This window comes from Kineococcus radiotolerans SRS30216 = ATCC BAA-149, assembly GCF_000017305.1.
GTDB lineage: Bacteria > Actinomycetota > Actinomycetes > Actinomycetales > Kineococcaceae > Kineococcus > Kineococcus radiotolerans.
Genome location: NC_009664.2, coordinates 1236809 through 1254973 on the forward strand (window position 1 = coordinate 1236809; position 18165 = coordinate 1254973).

Consider the following 18165-nt stretch of genomic DNA (forward strand, 5'->3'; position numbering starts at 1 on the left):
CTCGTCGCGCGACCGAGCGCCTCGCGATGCTTCAACGATATATCGCTATGGCTCGGAAGGGAAGAGGGTGTCCGGGGTGCCGGTGCCGCAGCGCCCGCCCCGGCACCGCCCCGGTGCGCACGCCGTCGGCCACGACCGGGACCCCGCCCACGAGCACGTGCGGGATCCCCACCGCCGGCCGGCGGGGTTCCTCGAACGTCGCCCCCGCCGCCACCGTCCCGGGGTCGAACAGCACCAGGTCGGCCACCGCCCCCGGGCGCAGCACCCCCCGGTCGCCCAGGCCGAGCCGCCGCGCCGGGCGGGAGGTCAGGTGCGCGACGCACTCCTCCAGGCCGAGGACGCCCTCCTCGCGGACGTAGTGGCCGAGGTAGTACGGGAACGTCCCCCAGGCCCGCGGGTGGGGCCGGCCCCCCACGAGCAGGCCGTCGCTGCCGCCGGTGTGGCGGGGATGGGTCATGATGGCGCGCACGTTCTCCTCGTGACCGACGTGCTGCAGGACCGTCGTCCCCAGCCGGTCCCGGACCAGCACGTCGACGAACACGTCGAACGGGTCCCGCCCGGACGCCGCGGCCAGCTCCGCGACGGTGGACCCGACCAGTCCGGACAGTTCCCCGTGGCGCACCCCCGACACCTGCAGCGTGGCCCAGTCGGCGACGACCCCGTGGCACCCGTCGGACCCCTCGACCTCCAGCGCGTGCCGGACGCGTTCGCGCGCCGCGGGGTCCCCCAGCCGGCGCAGGGTCTCGGCGGGCCCGCCGGCCGACGCCCAGCTCGGCAGGACCGCGGCCAGCGTCGTCGACCCCGGCAGGTAGGGGTAGGTGTCCAGGGTGACGTCGACCCCGTCGGCGAGGGCGGCGTCGACGAGACCCAGGAACTCCCCGGCCCGCCCGGCGTTGACCGCGAAGTTCATCGTGGCGTGGGTCAGGTGCAGGGCCACCCCCGAGCGCCGGGCCACCTCCACGACCTCGGCGTAGGCCTCCAGCGCCCCCCGCCCGTAGGAGCGCTGGTGCGGGGCGTAGAAACCCCCGTGCGCGGCGACGACCTCGCACAGCGCGACGAGCTCGTCGGTGCCGGCGTACATCCCGGGGACGTAGGTGAGCCCGCTGGACATCCCGAAGGCACCCTCGGCCATGCCCGTCGCGACCAGGGACCGCATGCGCCGCAGCTCCTCCGGGGTCGCCGCCCGGTCCTCCGTCCCCACGACGACCATCCGGACGGTGCCCTGCGGCACGAGGTACGCGACGTTCACCGCGGCCCCGCGGTCGACGCGGTCCAGGTACTCCCCCACGCCGCGCCAGTCCCAGTCCAGGTCGGGAACCCCGTTCCAGCCGGCGAGCTGCTCGCGCAGGACGTCCAGGGCGGCGTCGTCGACGGGGGCGTAGCTCAGCCCGTCCTGCCCGACGACCTCGGTCGTCACCCCCTGCGTGGTCTTCGCGAGGTGCTCGGGGTCGGTGAGCACGGCGAGGTCGGAGTGGGCGTGCATGTCGACGAACCCCGGGGCCAGGACGAGCCCGGCCGCGTCCAGGACCCGGGCCCCCGCCGCCCCGGCCACCTCGCCGAGCTCCGCGATCCGGCCGTCGACGACGAGCGCGTCCCCGCGGTACCCCGCGGCCCCGGTGCCGTCGACGATGCGCGCGCCCCGGATCAGCAGGTCCCGCGCGGACCTCACCCGAACACCGTGCGCACCCAGTCCACCAGCACCGGCTGCGGCGCCGCGGCGTCGTCGACGACGGGCAGCAGCCCCCACTTGTCGAACACCGTGCAGGGGTGGGAGAGCCCCAGCCGCAGCACGTCGCCGACCCGCAGCTCGCGCGCCGGGCCGGTGAGCCGGACGAAGGCGTGCTGGTCGTTGAGGGCGGTGACCTCCGCGCCCTCCAGGGGTTCGGTGGGGCCGGTCCCGCCGCGGCGCACGGCCTGGACCTCCGGCAGCCCCTCGTCGAAGGACAGGTCGCGCTTGCCGGCGTCGGCCAGGGCCAGGCCGGGTTCCGGCCGCGACACGACCCGCACCCAGCCGTGCAGCGCGGAGCGGAAACCCCCCTCCCCGATCCGGTCCATCGGGGTGACGCCGCGGTAGAACCCGTCGTCGTGGGCGACGTAGGCGCCCGAGCGGACCACGACGCGGGTCGGGACCGCGCCGTCGGGGTCGTGCAGCGGGGCGAGGACGTCGGCGACGACGTCGAAGTAGGCGCTGCCGCCGGCCGAGACGACGAGCCCCTCGGGCACGGAGGGGTAGAGGTCCTCGGCCAGCAGCCGCCGGTGCAGGCCGCGCAGGTCCGAGAGGTAGGTGCGGACCACCGCGAGCGAGGCGGGCGAGGCGTCGTGGGCGAAGGCGCCCTCGTAGCCGGCGACCCCCGCCAGGCGCAGCCCCGGGGTGGCCCGCACGGCGCGGGCGACCTCGAGGGCGACGGCGGTGGAACGGGCCCCGGTGCGCCCGCCGATCCCGCCGAGCTCGACGAGGACGTCCACCGGCTGCGCGGCGCCGGCGACGTGGGGGGCCATCGCCGCCACCACGTCGGCCCCGTCGGCCCAGACCAGGACCCGGGCGCGGCGCGGGCGCGCCAGCAGCCGCAGGACCCCGGGGTCGAGCACCGGGTAGGCGGCGAGGATCCACGGCACCTCCGCCCGCAGGGCGACGGTCAGCTGCCACCCGGTGGCCACCGTGATCCCGAGGGCACCGGCGGCGAGCTGCGCGCGCCAGATCGAGGGCGCCATCGTCGTCTTGCCGTGCGGGGCCAGGTCGACCCCGGCGGAACGGGTCCAGTCCCGCATCGCGGCGATGTTCGCGTCCAGCGCGCCGGCGTCCAGGGTGACCAGCGGCGTGGGCAGCCGGTCCAGGCCGGGGTTCTCCCCGGCGAACCCGGCGGCGTCGCGGCCCCAGGCCTCGACCGGGACGGCCTTGGCCCCCGGGTCGAGCGCTCCGAGGTGTTCCGCGTCGTAGGGCACCGGTCCTCCAACCGCCGTCGACCGGTAGGTGACGGCCGTCGCCCACCGGTCGGGCCGTTCTAGCATCGGCCCGTGACCGGGTCAAAGACCGCCCGCCGCGGCGCGACCGCGGCGGCCCCCGGCCGCACCCGGACACCACCCCACGGAGGAGTTCCCCGATGAGCCACCCGCGCACCGCCGTCACCACGACCGACGCCCCGACCCCCGCGCACACGTTCTCGCAGGGGGTGCGCAAGGGCCCGCTGCTGCAGGTGTCGGGCCAGGGCCCGGTCGACCCGGTGAGCAACGAGTACCTGCACCCCGGCGACGTGCGGGCCCAGACCCTGCGGACGCTGGGCAACGTCGAGGCGGTCCTGCGCGCGGGGGGTGCGACCTTCGACGACGTGGTGATGCTGCGGGTGTACCTGACCACCCGCGACGACTTCGCGGCGATGAACGAGGCCTACGGCGAGTTCCTGACCCCGCGCTGCACCTCGGGGGTCCTGCCGGCGCGCACCACCGTCATGACGGGCCTGCCGCGCGCGGAGATGCTCGTCGAGATCGACGCCCTCGCCGTGCTGGACTGAGCACCGCGCGAGCGCGCGGGGACTACCGCAGTTCGACGGCCGCGCCGGTCATGCCCTCGGCGCGCGCCCAGGCCAGGGCCTTCTCCGCCGGCAGCGGGCGGGCGAAGAAGAACCCCTGCAGCTCGTCGCACCCCAACGCGCACAACCGGTCCGCGACGGCGGCGGTCTCGACGCCCTCGGCGACGACGACCAGCCCGAGGCGGTGGGCCAGGGTGATGACGGAGGACACGACCGCCTCGTCCTCGGGGTGGGCGACGAGTTCGGCGACGAACTGGCGGTCGATCTTCAGCTCGTGGACGGGCAGCCCGCGCAGGTGCCCCAGGCTGGTCGACCCGGCGCCGAAGTCGTCGACGGAGACCCGCACCCCCCGGTCGCGCAGCTTCGCGATGGTCGCGCGGGCGCCGTCGGGGTCGTTGACGACGGCCGTCTCGGTGATCTCGAGCACCAGGTCGGCCGGGGCCCAGCGGGTGAGGACCAGGGCCTCCTCGACGACCCCCAGCAGCCCCGCGTCGAGGGCCACCGCGGAGACGTTCACGGCCATCGTCGTCCGCACGCCCTGGGCGCGCCAGGTGGCGGCCTGCCGCAGCGCGGTGAGCAGGACCCAGCGGGTCAGGGGGTGGATGAGGTTCGTGCGCTCGACGAAGGGCAGGAAGTCGGCGGGCAGCAGGAAACCGCGGGTGGGGTGGTTCCAGCGCACCAGCGCCTCGAAGCCCAGCAACCGGGAGCCGTCGCCGGAGACCTTGGGCTGGTAGTGCAGTTCCAGCTGGTCCTCCTCCATCGCCCCGCGGAACTGCCCCAGCAGTTCCAGGCCCCCGCCGGAGTGCGGGTCGGTGGCGGCGTCGTAGCGCAGCACCCCCGCCCGCCCGCGCTTGGCGGCGTACATCGCGATGTCGGCGTGCTGCAGGAGCTCGCCCAGGGAGTTCCCGTCGGCCCCGGCGCGCGCGATCCCGATGCTGCCCTGCAGGTCGATGGGGACGACCCCGGCGTGGAAGCTGCCGACGGCGAGGGCGGTGAGCAGGCGCTTGGCGACGACCTCGAGCTCCTCGTCCGAGGCGGGCTCGGGGACGAGGACGGCGAACTCGTCCCCGCCCAGGCGGACGACGAGACCGCGGTCGCCGACGGTGCGGGCCAGCGCGTGGGCCACCTGGACGAGGACCTCGTCGCCCGCGGCGTGACCGAGGGTGTCGTTGACGTCCTTGAACCCGTCGAGGTCCAGCAGCAGCAGACCGGGACCGGGCCCGGGGGCCGGCCACGACCCGCCCACCTCGAGCAGGGCCCGGCGGTTGCCGAGGCCGGTGAGGGGGTCGGTGCGGGCGAGGTCGTCGCGGGCGCGGTTGCGCTGGCGGACGAGGACGGTGAGCAGGACCGTGCTCACCGCGATCACGAGCACCGAGGTGGTCCACGCGATCGCAGCGGCTGTCACACGTGCCTGATCGGCACGCGGGGTGAGGAGCTGAGGCGTCCGGCCCAGCGGCGGGTCAGCCGATCGGCGGAACGCTCCAGCGCACCAGGACCGGGCGGGCGTGCTCGTGGCCGAGCTCGCCCCACGTCCCGGCCTCCAGCGCGAACAGCGCACCGGCCGTGGGCGAGAGCCCCAGCCAGGTGGCGGCCAGGACGCGCAGGAAGTGGCCGTGGGCGACGAGGACGACGTCGCCCCCGGCGCCGGCGCGCTGGACGGCCTGCGCCCGGGCGAGGACCGCGCGGGCCCGCGCCGCCACCGCGTGGACGGTCTCCCCCGGCGTGGCCCCGGGCACGACGCCGTCGTGCCACACCGACCACTCGCGGCCGAGCTCGGCGGAGATCTCCGGGGTGGTGCGGCCCTCGTACCCGCCGTAGTCCCACTCCACGAGGTCCTCGTCGACCGTGGGGGCCGGGGAGGTCAGGCCGGCCAGCTCCGCGGTGCGCAGGGCGCGCCGGCGGGGGCTGACGAGGACGGCGGCGAGGGTGCGCCCGGCGAAGACGGGGGCGAGCCCGCGGGCCTGCGCCTCGCCGGCCGCGGTGAGCGGGACGTCGGTGCTGCCGGTGTGCTGCCCCGAGAGGCTCCACTCGGTCTGGCCGTGACGGACGACGAGGATCGACACACCGCCACCGTACGCGCCCTCCCCGGCCCCCCGGGGAGGGTCCCGTCCCGCGCCCGGGGCGGGGTGGTGAGAATGTCGCGCGTGGATCCCTTCGCCGACGTCCTGACCGCCAACGCCGCCTACGCCGAGACCTTCGTCGACGACGGCCGCCCCGGCATCGCCGGGAGCGGGCTCGCCGTGCTGACGTGCATGGACTCGCGCATCTCCCCGCTGGAGGTGCTGGGCCTGGAGAAGGGGGACGCGAAGATCCTCCGCAACGCCGGGGCCCGGGTCACCGACGACGTCCTGCGCACCCTCGTCCTCGCCCACCACCTGCTCGGCGTGCAGCGGGTGCTCGTCCTGGCCCACACCGACTGCGGCATGACGAAGAACACCGACGCCGACGTCCACGCGAAGGTGCTGGCCCAGGGCGTGGACTCGCGCAGCATCGAGTTCCGGACCATCGCCGACCAGCGGGCGACCCTCGTCCACGACGTGCAGCGCATCCGGTCGTGGCCGTTCCTGCCGCCGACGATGCCGGTTGCCGGCGGGGTCTACGACGTGCGCACCGGGGCGATCGAGATGGTCGTCGCCGCCGACGCCACCGCGGAGGAACCGCCGCGGCTGCCCTGACCCGGGGCCGGGCGGGCGAGGGACGAGGACACCCGGCGGGTCACCCGGCCGGGACCGCCCGCACCGCACCGGCGGGCCGCGCCAGCCACCCGGCGAGCGCGGCCCGCGGCATGGCCGGGGCGACCCAGCGCCCCTGGGCGGCGGCGACCCCGGCCGCGCGCAGCAGCTCCGCCTGCGCGGGCGTGTCCACGTCCTGGGCGACCAGCGGCAGGCCGAGGACGGCGCTGACCGCCGTCGCGAGCTGGAGCACCGTGCCGCTGCCGGCGCGCGCGCCGGGGTCCAGCACGGCGGCGCCGTCGACCTTCACCTCGTGCACGGGGAAGGACCGCAGCGCGCCGCCGATGTCCAGGCCGCCGGTGAAGCCCTCCACGCAGACGCGCACCCCCCGCCCGGCGAGCTCGCGCAGCTGGCGGTGGGCGGTGTCCGCCTCGACGTCGTGGGCGTCGACCAGCTCGAGGACCAGCGCGTCGAGGGGGACCCCCGCCGCGCCCGCGGCGCCCAGGACGAGGTCGGCGAAGGCCGGGTCGGTGAGCTGGCGGGCGGTGACGTCGACGGCGAGGCGGACCTCGCCGGCCCCCGGCAGCGTCCGCCAGCCGGCGAGGTCGGCGCACGCGGTGCGCAGCACGTGCGCCCCGATGGCGAGGAGCCGCCCGGAGCGGTCGGCCAGGGGCAGGAACTCCTCCGCGGCCAGCGGGCCGAGGGTGGGGTGGTCCCACTGCGGGACGGCCTCCACCGCCACGCACCGGCCGGTGGTGAGGTCGACGGCGGGCCGGTAGGTCACCACGACCTCCCCGCGCTCCACGGCCGAGGCCAGGTGGTCCTCCATCAGGCGGTGGCGGGCGATGTCGCCGTGCCGGCCGGCCTCGAAGACCTCGACCCGGTTCTTGCCGCGGGCCTTGGCGGAGTACATCGCGATGTCCGCGCAGCGCACGAGGTCGTGGGCGGTCAGCGGCGGCTGCCAGGAGGCCACGCCGATGCTGGCGCCGACGGTCACCACGGCGGTGCTGAGGTGGACGGGCTCGACGAGGCGGGCGCACAGCGCCTGGGCCAGGGCGTGGACCTCGGGCAGGGGCAGGGCGGCGGGCAGCAGCACGGCGAACTCGTCCCCGCCGAAGCGCGCGACGACGCTGCCGGGGCCGCAGACCTGCACCATCCGGGCGCCGATCTCGACGAGCAGCTCGTCACCGCCGGCGTGGCCGTGGCGGTCGTTGACCTGCTTGAAGTCGTCGAGGTCGATGTTGAGGACGCTCGCGCGGCCGGTGCCGGTGGCCACCGAGGCGTCCACGGCGTCGATGGTGCGCTCCAGGAACAGCGCGCGGGTCGGCAGGCCGGTCAGCTCGTCGTGGCTGGCCCGGTGGCTCAGGCGGGCGTGGGAGGCGCAGCTGGCCTCGGCGAGGGTGAACTGGTCCACCAGCGTCCGGAAGGCGACGAGCTCCCCGTCGCGGACGGGGGCGGGGGACCCGACGAGCAGGAACCGCTCGACGTCGGCGCCGCCGCCGCTGAGGGCCGCCGCGCGCCAGTGCCGCACCCCGGGGGCGAGCGCGGTCAACGGATCGGGCTGCCCGGCGGGGGGACGGGGGTCGTCCCCGGCCAGCCCCGCGAGGCGCTGGAGGACCTCCGCCGGCACGCCCGGGCCGAGGTCGGTCGCCACCGCCCCGGCCGTGGTGAGCAGGCGCGCGGAGGTGGGCGTGCGCTCGGCGAGCGCCACGGCGAGGCCGGGGGTGAACGCGCACAGCGCCGCCGCGGCGTCGTGCAGCTGCGCGTGCAGCGCGGGCAGCTCGCGGGTGCCGAGGAAGGCCTGGCCGGTGCCGGCCAGCAGGGCCACGCGCCGGGCGGCGGCCTCCTGCGCCTGCAGGGCGGTGACGAGGACGCGCACGATGACGGAGATGAGGGCCATCTGCGGCAGGTTGCCGAGGGCCTCGGGCCCGTGCCAGGACACGGCGTGGCCGAAGGCGACGGGGTGCAGGCCGATCGAGGCGGGGATCGCGGCGATCATGAGGACCGTCAGGGCGAGCGCGCGGCGGTGGCTGCCGTAGAGCGCCAGGGAGAACACGACGTCGAGGTAGATGCTCATGGTGGCCATCGAGTTGGCGAGGTTGGCCCCCACCAGCACCGTGAGCACCGGCACGAAGAGGACGTCCAGCGGCAGCGGCCGGCGACGGCGGTAGGTGGCGATCGCGGAGGCCACCAGCAGCACCAGGGCCGCGACGCCGACGACGCGGCGGCCCACCGGCAGGTCGGCGGTGAGGACCTGCGGGAGCATCACCGCGAAGCCGATGCCCCCGGCGAGCAGCCCGAAGAACCGGACGCGGTCCTGGGGACTGCGCCCGTCCCGGGGCGCGGCGGTGCTCACGGGAGGAGCATCGACACCGCGGTCCCCCGGCTGTAGCGCCGCGGCGGGACCACCGCGCCCGGCCCGCCCGGACGGGTGAACGCGCCGGGCGGGCGGGGGGGGCAGCCGGGCCGGGTCGGGAGGGCCCTCAGGAACCCTGGGACAGCTCCGACAGGTGCTGCCACCGCTTCCACTCCGCCAGCCGCGACTCGTAGTCCGCGGTGGCGATCCCCAGCGGGGCGGTGCCGAAGAACACCCGCAGCGGCGGGTTCGGGGCGTCGACGAGCTCCAGCACGGCGGCGGCGCTGGCCGAGGGGTCGCCCGGGGAGGCCATCCGGGTGCGGCGGGCCTCGGCGGCCTTCTCGCGGAACGCGTCGTAGGCCGGCAGGGGCGCGGCGTGCTTGGCCGAGGCCCCGCCCCAGTCGGTGGAGAAACCCCCGGGCTCGATGAGCGTCACCTTGATGCCGAAGTCGGCGACCTCGGCGGCGAGGGACTGGCTGAACCCCTCCAGCGCCCACTTCGAGGCGTTGTAGAGGCCGATGTTCGGGAACGCGGAGATCCCGCCGATGGAGGAGACCTGCAGGACGTGGCCCCCGCCCTGGGTGCGCATGACGGGCAGGACGGCCTGGGTGACCCAGAGCGCGCCGAAGACGTTGGTCTCGAACTGCGCGCGGGCCTCGGCCTCGGTGACCTCCTCGACCATCCCGAACTGCCCGTACCCGGCGTTGTTGACGGCGACGTCGATGCGGCCGAAGCGCTCGACGGCCTGCGCGACGGCGGTCTCGACGGCCGCCTTGTCGTCGACGTCGAGGGTCAGGGCGAGCAGCTGCTCCCCGAACCGGGCGGTCAGGTCGTCGAGGCGGGAGGCGTCGCGGGCGGTGGCGACCACCTGGTCGCCCCGCTCCAGCGCCGCGACGGCCCACTCGCGGCCGAAGCCGCGGGAGGTGCCGGTGATGAACCAGGTCTTGCTCACGGGGAGGTTCTCCTCGGGTCGTGGACGGGTGCCGCCCCAGCGTGCGCCGGTGCCCCCTCCCCCGCACGCCCGGACCGCCCGCGGCGGGTCAGCGGCAGCAGGCCGCCGGCCGCGAGGACCCCGCCGGTCAGCAGCACCAGCCGCAGGTCCAGCGCCAGCAGCGCCCCGCCCAGCCAGGCGCCGCCGGCGATCCCGACGTTGAAGGTGGCGTTGACGACGGCCGGGGCGGCGTCGCTGCCCCGCCCGGCGCGCAGGGCGGCGGTCTGGACCAGGGTCGGCAGGGCCCCGAAGGCGGTGCCCCAGACGACGACCAGCGCGACCACCGGGGCGGCCCGGCCGGTGCCGAGCACCGCGGCCCCCGCCAGCAGGCAGGAGGCGATCACCAGGACGGTGCCCACGAGCGAACGCTGCGGGTGGCGGTCGGCGAGGGTGCCGGCGAGGACGAGGCCGGCCAGGCTGGCGGCGCCGTAGCCGAACAGCACCAGGCTGACGCCGCCCGCCGGGACGCCGGCGCTCACCACGAGCGGGGTGACGTAGGTGTAGGCGGTGTAGTGCCCGAGGGTGATGACCGTGGTCGCGGCCGCGACGGCGAGCAGCCGCCCGCCGCGCAGCGCGGCCCGCACCGACGGCGGGCGTTCCCCGGTGCCGGCGCCGGGGTCGCGGGGCAGGACGGCGAGCCCGGCGAGCGCGAGCGCCGCGAGCAGGGCCGAGGTGGTGCCGAAGGCCCACCGCCAGCCCAGCGCCGTGCCCAGGGCCGTGCCGAGCGGGACCCCGGCGGTCAGCGCGAGGGTGATCCCGGCGTTGACCACGGCCAGCGCCCGGCCCCGGCGCTCGGGCGGGACGAGGGCGACGGTCGCGCTGACGACGACGGAGAAGATCCCGGCGTGGGCGAGGCCGCCGAGCAGGCGCGCCAGCACGGCCCAGCCGTAGCCGGGGGCGAGCAGGATCGCGGCGTTGCTCAGGGCGTAGACCAGCAGCAGCCCGACGAGGGCGCTGCGCCGGGGGAACCGGGCCAGCCAGGCGGTCAGGGGGATCGCGGTGGCGGCGACGACGAGGGCGTAGGCCGAGACCCACCAGCCGATGCGGGACTGCGGGACGCCGAAGGCGGCGGCGAGCTGCGGGAGCAGCCCGACGGGCAGGACCTCGGTGGTGACGGCCCCGAACAGCGAGGCCGTCAGCAGGGCGATCGGGGCGGCGGGCAGTCGCGGCGGGGACGGCACGCCCGGCAATATACTCGGGCTTCGAGCAAAAGGAGTGGGATGACGAACCGCGCGACCCTGGGCCGCGACCTGCTGCGGGCGGCCCACCTGACCCCCGGGCTGACCCGCGCCGACGCCGCCCGCGCCCTGGGCACCGGGACGGGCACCACGACGGAGATCGTCGTGCGCCTGCTGGGCGAGCACCTCCTCGCCGAGGGGCCCCCCTCCGCCACCGGCCGGCGGGGCCGCCCCACCCGCCCGCTGGTGGCCCACCCCGAGGGGCCGCTCGTGCTCGCCGCGGCGATCAGCCACGAGGACTGGCGGCTGCGGGTCGTCGAGCTCGGCGGCGCGGTGGTGGCCGAGACGGGAGGCCCCCACGGCGCGGGCGGTCCCGACGCCGTGCTCGCCGCCGTCCGGGCCGCGGCGCGCGGCGCGCTGCGCCGCTTCCCCCGGCGGGTGCGCGGGGCCGGGCTGGCCGTGCCCGGCCTCGTCCGCGAGGCCCACCTCCTCGACGCCCCCCTGCTGGGCTGGCACGACGTGGACCTGCGCGCGGCCTGGCCGCGCTCCCCCGATCTGCCCGCCGACCTCGTGCTCGCCGGCAACGACGCGCGGTGCGCGGCGGTGGCGGAGGCCGTGCGCGGGCGGGCCGCGGGGTCCCGCCTGCACCTGCACCTGCACCTGGACGCCGGCCTGGGAGGCGCCCTCACCACCGACGGGCAGCTGCTGGACGGCGCCCGCGGCAGCGCCGGGGAGTTCGGCCACCTGCCCTTCGGCGACCCCGCGCGCCGCTGCGGGTGCGGGGCGTCCGGCTGCTGGGGCACCGCCCTGGACGGCGCCGCGCTCGCCCGGCTGCTCGGGGAGCAGGACCCGCCCGACCCGGTCTCCCACGGCCACCGGGTCCTCGACCGCGCCGGCGCGGGGGACCCCGCGGCGGGCCGGGCCGTGGCCGTCGTCGCCCGTGCCCTCGGCCGCGGGACCGCCGGGCTGGTCAACGCCCTCGACGCCGACCTGGTCACCCTGGGCGGGCTGGCCGGACGCGTCCTCGACGTCGCGCCGGGAGAGGTGCGCGCGGCGCTGGAGGCGGGCTCGATGGCGGTGCGCCGCAGCTCCCCCGCGGTGCTGGCCGCCGCGGCGCTCGGCGCCGACGGCCCGCTGGTGGGGGCGGGGGAACTGGTGTGGTCGCGCTGGTGGGACCGGCCGGCGGGCCCCCGGGGTGCAGGATGACCCCGTGCCCGGGTCCATCCAGTCGATCGAGCGGGCCGCGGCCGTGCTGCGGCTGCTCGCCGGCGCCGGTCAGGGGCTCGGCGTCGTCGACATCGGCAACGCGCTGGGGCTGGCCAAGACGACGGCGCACGGGATCGTGCGGACCCTCGTCGAGGTCGGCTTCGTCGTGCAGGAGGAGTCCGGGGACTACCGCGCCTCCCCCGGGCTGGCCGACCTCGGCCGCCCCCGCATCGACGCCAACGACCTGCGCGCCCGGGCGGTGAACTGGGCGGACTCCCTGGCCAGCCGGACGGGTGAGTCGGTGCGGCTGGCGACGCTGGTGGAGGGCCGCGCCCTCGTCGTCCACCACGTGTTCCGCCCCGACGACAGCGCCCAGGAGCTCAGCACCGGCGCCTCGCTGCCCGCCCACGCCTGCGCCCTGGGCAAGGTCCTGCTCGCCTCCGCCCCCGTCCGGCCCCGGGGCCGGCTGACGGCCATGACGGCCCGGACCACCGTCGACCCCGCCGCGCTGCGCCGGACCCTCGCCGCGGTGCGCGCGCAGGGCTGGGCCCTCGACGTCGAGGAGCTGGAGGCGGGCTGGGCGGGCATCGCCGCCCCCGTCCGCGACCTCGGCGGTCTCGTCGTGGGCGCGATCGGCATCGCCGGCGAGGTCGACCGGCTCGTGGACTCCCGCGGCCGCCCCCGCGCCGGGCTGGTGCCGGCCGTGCGGCAGGCCGCCCGCTCGATCTCCCGGGGCCTGGGAGCGCGCGAGGGGGGACGCGACGGCGCGTGAGGACCGGGCCCGGGGATCGGGCAGGATGACGCGCGTGACCGAGGACGCGCACGAGACCGCACCGGTGCGCCTGCCCGGGGACCAGCGCCCCGAGCACCGCGGCTACGTCGTCGCCATCGACCAGGGCACCACCTCCACCCGCTGCATCCTCTTCGACCACGCCGGGCGGCTGGTCGCCGTCGCCCAGCGCGAGCACCGCCAGCACTACCCCCGGCCCGGCTGGGTCGAGCACGACGCCGCGGAGATCTGGCGCAACGTCGCGCGGCTGGTCCCCCAGGCCATGGCCCAGGTCGAGGCCACCCCCGCCGACGTCGTCGCGATCGGGATCGCCAACCAGCGCGAGACGGTCGTGGCCTGGGACCGCCGCACCGGGGACCCGGTGAGCCCCGCCGTGGTCTGGCAGGACACCCGCACCACCGAGCTCGTCGAGGAGTTCTCCGCCCACGGCGGGGCCGACCGCTTCACCGACGTCTGCGGGCTGCCGCTCACCACGTACTTCTCCGGGCCCCGCATCACCTGGATGCTGCGCCAGGACGCGGGGCTGCGCCGGCGGGCGGAGAACGGCGACGTGCTGTTCGGGACGATGGACTCCTGGCTGGTCTGGAACCTCACCGGCGGCCCCGACGGCGGGCGGCACGTCACCGACGTCACCAACGCCAGCCGGACGATGCTGATGGACCTGGAGACCCTGGACTACTCCGAGCGGATGCTCGCGGAGTTCGGGATCCCGCGCCGGGCGCTGCCCCGCATCGTCCCCAGCTCCCAGGTGTACGGCGCCGCGACCACCGTCGTCCCCGGGGCCCTCATCGGGGCCGCGCTGGGCGACCAGCAGGCCGCGCTGTTCGGGCAGACCTGCTTCTCCCCCGGGGAGGCCAAGTGCACCTACGGCACCGGCAGCTTCCTGCTGATGAACACCGGCACCGAGATCACCCGCTCCACCCACGGCCTGCTCACCACCGTGGCCCACCGCATCGGCGAGGAACCCCCGGTCTACGCGCTGGAGGGGTCCATCGCCATCACCGGCGCCCTCGTGCAGTGGCTGCGCGACAACCTGGGGCTCATCTCCACCGCCCCCGAGATCGAGACCCTCGCCCGCACCGTGGAGGACAACGGCGGGTGCTACTTCGTCCCCGCGTTCTCCGGGCTGTTCGCCCCGCACTGGCGCTCGGAGGCCCGCGGGCTGGTCATCGGCCTCACCTCGTTCGTCACCAAGGGCCACATCGCCCGGGCCGCGCTGGAGGCCACCGCCTGGCAGACCCGCGAGGTCGTCGAGGCCATGGACGCCGACTCCGGCCTGCGGCTGGCGTCGCTGCGCGTGGACGGGGGGATGACCTCCAACAACCTGCTGATGCAGACCGTCGCCGACGTCCTCGACGCCCCCGTCGTGCGCCCCATGGTCAACGAGACGGTGTCGCTGGGCGCGGCCTACGCCGCGGGTCTCGCGGTGGGTTTCTGGCCCGACCTCGACGCGCTGCGCCGGCGCTGGCACCGGGCCGGGCAGTGGTCGCCGACCATGGGGGCGGAGGAGCGCGAACTGGGCTGGGCGTACTGGCAGCAGGCCGTCCAGCGCACCTTCGACTGGATCCGGCACTGAACCCCGGGCCCCGAACCCTCAGAGCTCGAAGCGGTACCCCATGCCCGGTTCGGTGATGAGGTGGACCGGCGCGCCCGGCACCTCCTCCAGCTTGCGCCGCAACTGCCCCACGTAGACCCGCAGGTAGTTCGTCTCCCGCCCGTAGGCCGGTCCCCAGACCTCCTGCAGCAGCCGGGTCTGGGTGACCAGCCGGCCGGCGTTGGTCACCAGCACCTGCAGCAGGTGCCACTCGGTGGGGGTGAGCTTCACCGGTTCCCCGCCGCGGGTCACCGCGCGGCGGGCGAGGTCGATGCGCAGGTCCCCGACCTCCAGCACCTCCCCCGGGCCCGTCCCGGCCACCTCCCCGCGGCGCACCGCGGCGCGCAGCCGGGCCAGCAGGACGTCCATCGCGAAGGGCTTGGTCACGTAGTCGTCGGCGCCGGCGTCCAGCGCGTCGACGGCGTCGGCCGAGGACGTCCGGGCCGTGAGCACGACGATCGGCACCCGGCTCCACCCGCGGATGCCCGCCAGCACCTCCAGGCCGTCGAGGTCGGGCAGCCCGAGGTCCAGCAGCACCACGTCGGGGTGGGTGCTCGCCGCCGCCTCCAGGGCCGCCGCTCCGTCGGCGGCGACCGTCACGTCCCAGCCGCGCGCGGACAGGTTGATCGACAGCGCCCGCCGCAACCCCGGCTCGTCGTCCACCACCAGCACCCTGCTCACGCCGGTGATCCTCCCGGAGCCGGGACCAGGGCCTGCGCGTGCCCCGCCGGCGGCAGGTCCAGGACCATCGTCAGCCCGCCGCCGGGGGTGTCCTGGGCCTCCAGCCGCCCCCCGACCGCCTCGGCGAGCCCGCGGGCCACGGCCAGCCCGAGGCCCAGCCCCGCCGTCGAGCGGTCGCCCAGCCGCTGGAACGGGGTGAACGCCCGCTCCTTCGCCGCGTCCGGCAACCCGGGGCCGTGGTCGACGACGAGCAGCCGCACCACCCGGCGGGCGTCGTCGGTGGAGGAGGACGCCACCACCTCCACGCGCGTCCCCCCGTGCCGCACCGCGTTCTGGACGAGGTTGGCCACCACCCGCTGCAGCAGCCCCGGGTCGGTCGAGACCGGCGGCAGGCCCGGCGGCAGGTCGACGACGACCCGCCCGGGTCCCACGTCGCGCACCGCCCCCGCCACGACGTCCTCGAGGTCGACGACGACGAGCAGCGGCTCCACCGTCCCGCTGCGGACCCGGGTCAGGTCCAGCAGGTCGTCGATGAGCCCCTGCAACCGGTCCGCGGAGTTCCCGACCTCGGCGAGGAGCTCGTCCCGGATCTCCTCCGGCAGGTCGATGTCCTTGGCCCGCAAGCTGTCCAGCGACGCCTTCAACGTCGCCAGCGGGGTCCGCAGGTCGTGCGAGACCGCCGTCAGCAGCGCCCCGCGGACGGCCTCGCCCTCCTCCAGGCGGCGCACCTGCGCGGCCTCGGCCCGCAGCCGCTGCTTCTGGCGGACCGCCGCGATCTGGGTGGCGAACACCTCCAGCACGCGCCGGTCGCCGGCCCCCAGCAGCCGCCCGCGCAGCACCAGGCAGGTCAGGTCGTCGAGGACGACCTCGGCGTCGGCGTCGGCGGGACGGGTGCACACCGGCGCCCCGGTCGCGGCGGCCACCGCCCACGGCGCGCGGACGTCGCTGCGCTCCAGCAGCGTCACCGAGTCCACGGCGAACGTCTCGCGGGTGTGCCGCAGCGCCTCGGCCAGCGGGTCGGCGGCCAGCAGGGCCGTGCGGGTCAGCACCGACAGCGCCTCGGACTCCGCCCGCGAGCGGGCCGCGTCGCGGGTGCGGCGCGCGGCGGTGTCGACGGTGCTGGACACCGCCAGCGCCACGAGCAGGAACACCGCGAGCGCGACCGCGTTGGCCGGCTGGGCGATGGTGAACCGGTGCAGCGGCTCGGTGAAGAACCAGTTCACCGCCAGCCCGGCGACCAGCGCCGCGGCCAGCGCCGGCAGGACCCCGCCGGCCAGGGCCGCCCCCACCACGACGACGAGGAAGACCATGAGGTCGGTGGAGAGGTCCTGGTGGGGGATGGCGAGCAGCACCCCGGTGACCAGCAGCGGCCCGAGGAGGGCGACGAGCCAGCCCAGGACCCGGCGGGTCCCCGACAGCGCGGCCCGCGCCGGGCGGGGCAGCCCCGAGCGCCGCGCCTGCTCCTCGTGGGTCACGACGAGGACGTCGACGGCTCCCGCCCCGCGGACCACGCCGTCCCCGACGCTGCGCCGGAACAGCGAGGCGAGGCGGCGGTGCCGGCTCGCCCCGACGACGATCTGCGAGGCGTTGACCCCGCGGGCGAACTCCAGCAGCGACGTCGCGACGTCGTCGCCCACCACCTGGTGGTAGGTGCCGCCGAGGGTCTCGACGAGCTCGCGCTGCTCGGCCAGCCGCACCGGCGAGGTGCGCAGCAGGCCGTCGCCGCGGGCGACGTGGACGGCGTGCAGCTCGCCGCCCGCGCCGCGCCCGGCCAGGCGGGCCGCGCGCCGGACGAGGGTGGCCCCCTCGGCCCCGCCGGTGAGGGCGACGACGACGCGCTCGCGGGCGGGCCAGGTCGCGTCGATGCCCTGCTGGGCCCGGTAGCGCTCCAGCCCCTCGTCGACGCGGTCGGCCAGCCACAGCAGGGCCAGTTCCCGCAGCGCGGTGAGGTTGCCGGTGCGGAAGTAGTTCGACAGGGCCGCGTCGACGCGGTCACCGGCGTAGACGTTGCCGTGGGAGATCCTGCGCTGCAACGCCTCCGGCGTCATGTCGACGAGCTGCACCTGGTCCGCGGAGCGGAGGACGGCGTCGGGGACGGTCTCGCGCTGCTCGATGCCGGTGATGTGCTCGACGACGTCGTTGAGGGACTCCAGGTGCTGGATGTTCACCGTCGAGACGACGTCGACGCCCGCGGCGAGGATCTCCTCGACGTCCTGCCATCGCTTGGGGTGCTTCGAGCCGGGGGCGTTGGTGTGGGCGAGCTCGTCGACGACGACGACCTCGGGCCGGCGCCGCAGGACGGCCTCGACGTCGAGCTCGGCGACGGCGAGGCCGCGGTGCTCGACGGTGCGCCGCGGCAGGACCTCCAGCCCCGCCAGCAGGGCCTCGGTCCGCTCGCGGCCGTGGCACTCGACGAGCCCCACGACGACGTCGGTCCCCCGCCGGCGGCGGCGGTGCGCCTCGTCGAGGGCGGCGAAGGTCTTGCCGACGCCGGGGGCGGCGCCGAGGAAGACCCGCAGCCGCCCCCGCCTCTTCTCGTCGCGGCGGGGCTCCACCCGCCCAGTCTGCGGCACCGTCAGGGGGCCGCGGACCGCAGCGCGAGGTTCAGCTCCAGCACGTTCACCGTCGGCTCGCCGAGGAACCCCAGGGCGCGCCCGCGGGTGTGCTCGGCGACGAGGGCGGCGACCCGCTGCTCGCTCAGCCCGCGGGCCGCGGCGACCCGCGCGACCTGCCGGCGGGCGTTCTCCGGGGAGACGTGGGGGTCCAGGCCCGACCCGGAGGCCGTCAGCGCGTCGGGGGCCACGTCGACGGGCGCGGTGCCGTCGGCGGCGGCGACCGCGGCGCGCCGCTCCTCGACGGCCTTCAGCAGGTCGGTGCTCTCCGGGCCGAGGTTCGAGGCGCCGCTGGCGGTGGGGTCGTACCCGTCGCCGGCCGCGGAGGGGCGCGGCTGGAACCACTGCTCGCCGGGGAACTCCTGCCCGATGAGCCGGGAGCCGACGGGCTGCCCGTCGACGGCGACGACCTGCCCGTCGGCGCGGGCGGGGACGAGCCGCCCCACGGCGAACACCGCGAGCGGGTAGACCAGCCCGAGGCCGGCGGTGGCGACGAGCAGCAGCAGCAGGCCGGTGCGGGCCTGGCGGAGGAGGTTGGTCAGCGCGAGGGACACGGGA

At 76.8% G+C, this 18165-nt stretch carries 15 protein-coding genes; 5 read left to right on the plus strand and 10 right to left on the minus strand.

Going from position 1 to position 18165, the window contains the following annotated elements; genetic code table 11:
- Positions 1-31: 31 nt before the first annotated feature.
- Both KRAD_RS05955 and KRAD_RS05960 read right to left on the minus strand, forming a co-directional pair.
- On the minus strand, positions 32-1669 hold the full coding sequence (locus KRAD_RS05955; RefSeq protein WP_012084628.1) for an N-acyl-D-amino-acid deacylase family protein: 1638 nt from the start codon (positions 1667-1669) through the stop codon (positions 32-34).
- Positions 1666-3009 carry a type III PLP-dependent enzyme domain-containing protein gene (locus KRAD_RS05960; protein ID WP_012084629.1) on the minus strand — a complete coding sequence of 448 codons (1344 nt, stop codon included), beginning with the start codon at positions 3007-3009 and terminating at the stop codon, positions 1666-1668. Before KRAD_RS05960 ends, KRAD_RS05955 begins: the two co-directional genes overlap by 4 nt.
- Before the next feature lie 92 nt (positions 3010-3101).
- Here KRAD_RS05960 and KRAD_RS05965 point away from each other — a divergent pair, with 92 nt between their 5' ends.
- A complete protein-coding gene (locus KRAD_RS05965) occupies positions 3102-3509 on the plus strand; it encodes a RidA family protein (protein ID WP_012084630.1) in 408 nt (135 codons plus the stop codon).
- A 22-nt stretch (positions 3510-3531) separates the two neighbouring features.
- On the opposite strand, the gene KRAD_RS05970 is transcribed toward KRAD_RS05965, so the two are convergent.
- Together KRAD_RS05970 and KRAD_RS05975 are read right to left on the minus strand one after the other, a co-directional pair.
- Entirely contained in the window at positions 3532-4932 is a 1401-nt protein-coding gene (locus KRAD_RS05970; protein ID WP_162145132.1) for a putative bifunctional diguanylate cyclase/phosphodiesterase, read from the minus strand.
- Between the two features lie 55 nt (positions 4933-4987).
- Positions 4988-5590 carry a histidine phosphatase family protein gene (locus KRAD_RS05975; RefSeq protein ID WP_012084632.1) on the minus strand — a complete coding sequence of 201 codons (603 nt, stop codon included), beginning with the start codon at positions 5588-5590 and terminating at the stop codon, positions 4988-4990.
- A 72-nt stretch (positions 5591-5662) separates the two neighbouring features.
- On the opposite strand from KRAD_RS05975, the gene KRAD_RS05980 reads away from it, so the two are divergent.
- Positions 5663-6202, plus strand: coding sequence for a beta-class carbonic anhydrase (locus tag KRAD_RS05980; protein ID WP_012084633.1), 540 nt, complete (start codon positions 5663-5665; stop codon positions 6200-6202).
- A gap of 40 nt (positions 6203-6242) precedes the next feature.
- Here the strand turns inward: KRAD_RS05980 and KRAD_RS24010 are convergent, their stop codons facing one another.
- From KRAD_RS24010 to KRAD_RS05995, 3 genes are all read right to left on the minus strand, one after another.
- A complete protein-coding gene (locus KRAD_RS24010; protein ID WP_012084634.1) occupies positions 6243-8555 on the minus strand; it encodes a putative bifunctional diguanylate cyclase/phosphodiesterase in 2313 nt (770 codons plus the stop codon).
- A 127-nt stretch (positions 8556-8682) separates the two neighbouring features.
- The gene (locus tag KRAD_RS05990) at positions 8683-9507 is read right to left on the minus strand and encodes an SDR family oxidoreductase (protein WP_012084635.1); all 825 of its coding nucleotides are present in this window, start codon (positions 9505-9507) and stop codon (positions 8683-8685) included.
- Positions 9504-10727 (minus strand): MFS transporter, encoded by a 1224-nt coding sequence (locus KRAD_RS05995; RefSeq protein WP_049821085.1) that lies wholly within the window; start codon positions 10725-10727, stop codon positions 9504-9506. The genes KRAD_RS05990 and KRAD_RS05995 overlap by 4 nt, the downstream gene beginning before the upstream one ends.
- 39 nt (positions 10728-10766) lie before the next feature.
- Here KRAD_RS05995 and KRAD_RS06000 point away from each other — a divergent pair, with 39 nt between their 5' ends.
- Genes KRAD_RS06000 through glpK form a run of 3 tightly spaced genes read left to right on the plus strand, consistent with a single transcriptional unit; the run spans position 10767 to position 14296 of the window.
- Positions 10767-11930, plus strand: a complete 1164-nt coding sequence (locus tag KRAD_RS06000; RefSeq protein ID WP_012084637.1) for an ROK family protein — start codon at positions 10767-10769, stop codon at positions 11928-11930.
- Between the two features lie 4 nt (positions 11931-11934).
- Positions 11935-12702 carry an IclR family transcriptional regulator gene (locus KRAD_RS06005; protein WP_012084638.1) on the plus strand — a complete coding sequence of 256 codons (768 nt, stop codon included), beginning with the start codon at positions 11935-11937 and terminating at the stop codon, positions 12700-12702.
- 25 nt (positions 12703-12727) lie between these two features.
- Positions 12728-14296, plus strand: coding sequence for a glycerol kinase GlpK (gene glpK / locus KRAD_RS06010; RefSeq protein ID WP_012084639.1), 1569 nt, complete (start codon positions 12728-12730; stop codon positions 14294-14296).
- A gap of 18 nt (positions 14297-14314) precedes the next feature.
- Here the strand turns inward: glpK and KRAD_RS06015 are convergent, their stop codons facing one another.
- Genes KRAD_RS06015 through kdpC form a run of 3 tightly spaced genes read right to left on the minus strand, consistent with a single transcriptional unit; the run spans position 14315 to position 18161 of the window.
- Positions 14315-14995 carry a response regulator gene (locus tag KRAD_RS06015; RefSeq protein WP_012084640.1) on the minus strand — a complete coding sequence of 227 codons (681 nt, stop codon included), beginning with the start codon at positions 14993-14995 and terminating at the stop codon, positions 14315-14317.
- Positions 14992-17550 carry a DUF4118 domain-containing protein gene (locus tag KRAD_RS06020; RefSeq protein ID WP_041291930.1) on the minus strand — a complete coding sequence of 853 codons (2559 nt, stop codon included), beginning with the start codon at positions 17548-17550 and terminating at the stop codon, positions 14992-14994. Before KRAD_RS06020 ends, KRAD_RS06015 begins: the two co-directional genes overlap by 4 nt.
- Before the next feature lie 20 nt (positions 17551-17570).
- Positions 17571-18161: a potassium-transporting ATPase subunit KdpC gene (gene kdpC / locus KRAD_RS06025; RefSeq protein WP_012084642.1), complete on the minus strand. Its 591-nt coding sequence runs from the start codon at positions 18159-18161 to the stop codon at positions 17571-17573.
- Positions 18162-18165: the final 4 nt, after the last annotated feature.

Coding starts and splice junctions, on each gene's coding strand:
- KRAD_RS05960 (WP_012084629.1), bottom strand. CDS start 3,009: ATGCTAGAACGGCCCGACCGGTGGGCGACGGCCGTCACCTACCGGTCG.
- KRAD_RS05965 (WP_012084630.1), top strand. CDS start 3,102: ATGAGCCACCCGCGCACCGCCGTCACCACGACCGACGCCCCGACCCCC.
- KRAD_RS05980 (WP_012084633.1), top strand. CDS start 5,663: ATGTCGCGCGTGGATCCCTTCGCCGACGTCCTGACCGCCAACGCCGCC.
- KRAD_RS06000 (WP_012084637.1), top strand. CDS start 10,767: ATGACGAACCGCGCGACCCTGGGCCGCGACCTGCTGCGGGCGGCCCAC.
- glpK (WP_012084639.1), top strand. CDS start 12,728: ATGACGCGCGTGACCGAGGACGCGCACGAGACCGCACCGGTGCGCCTG.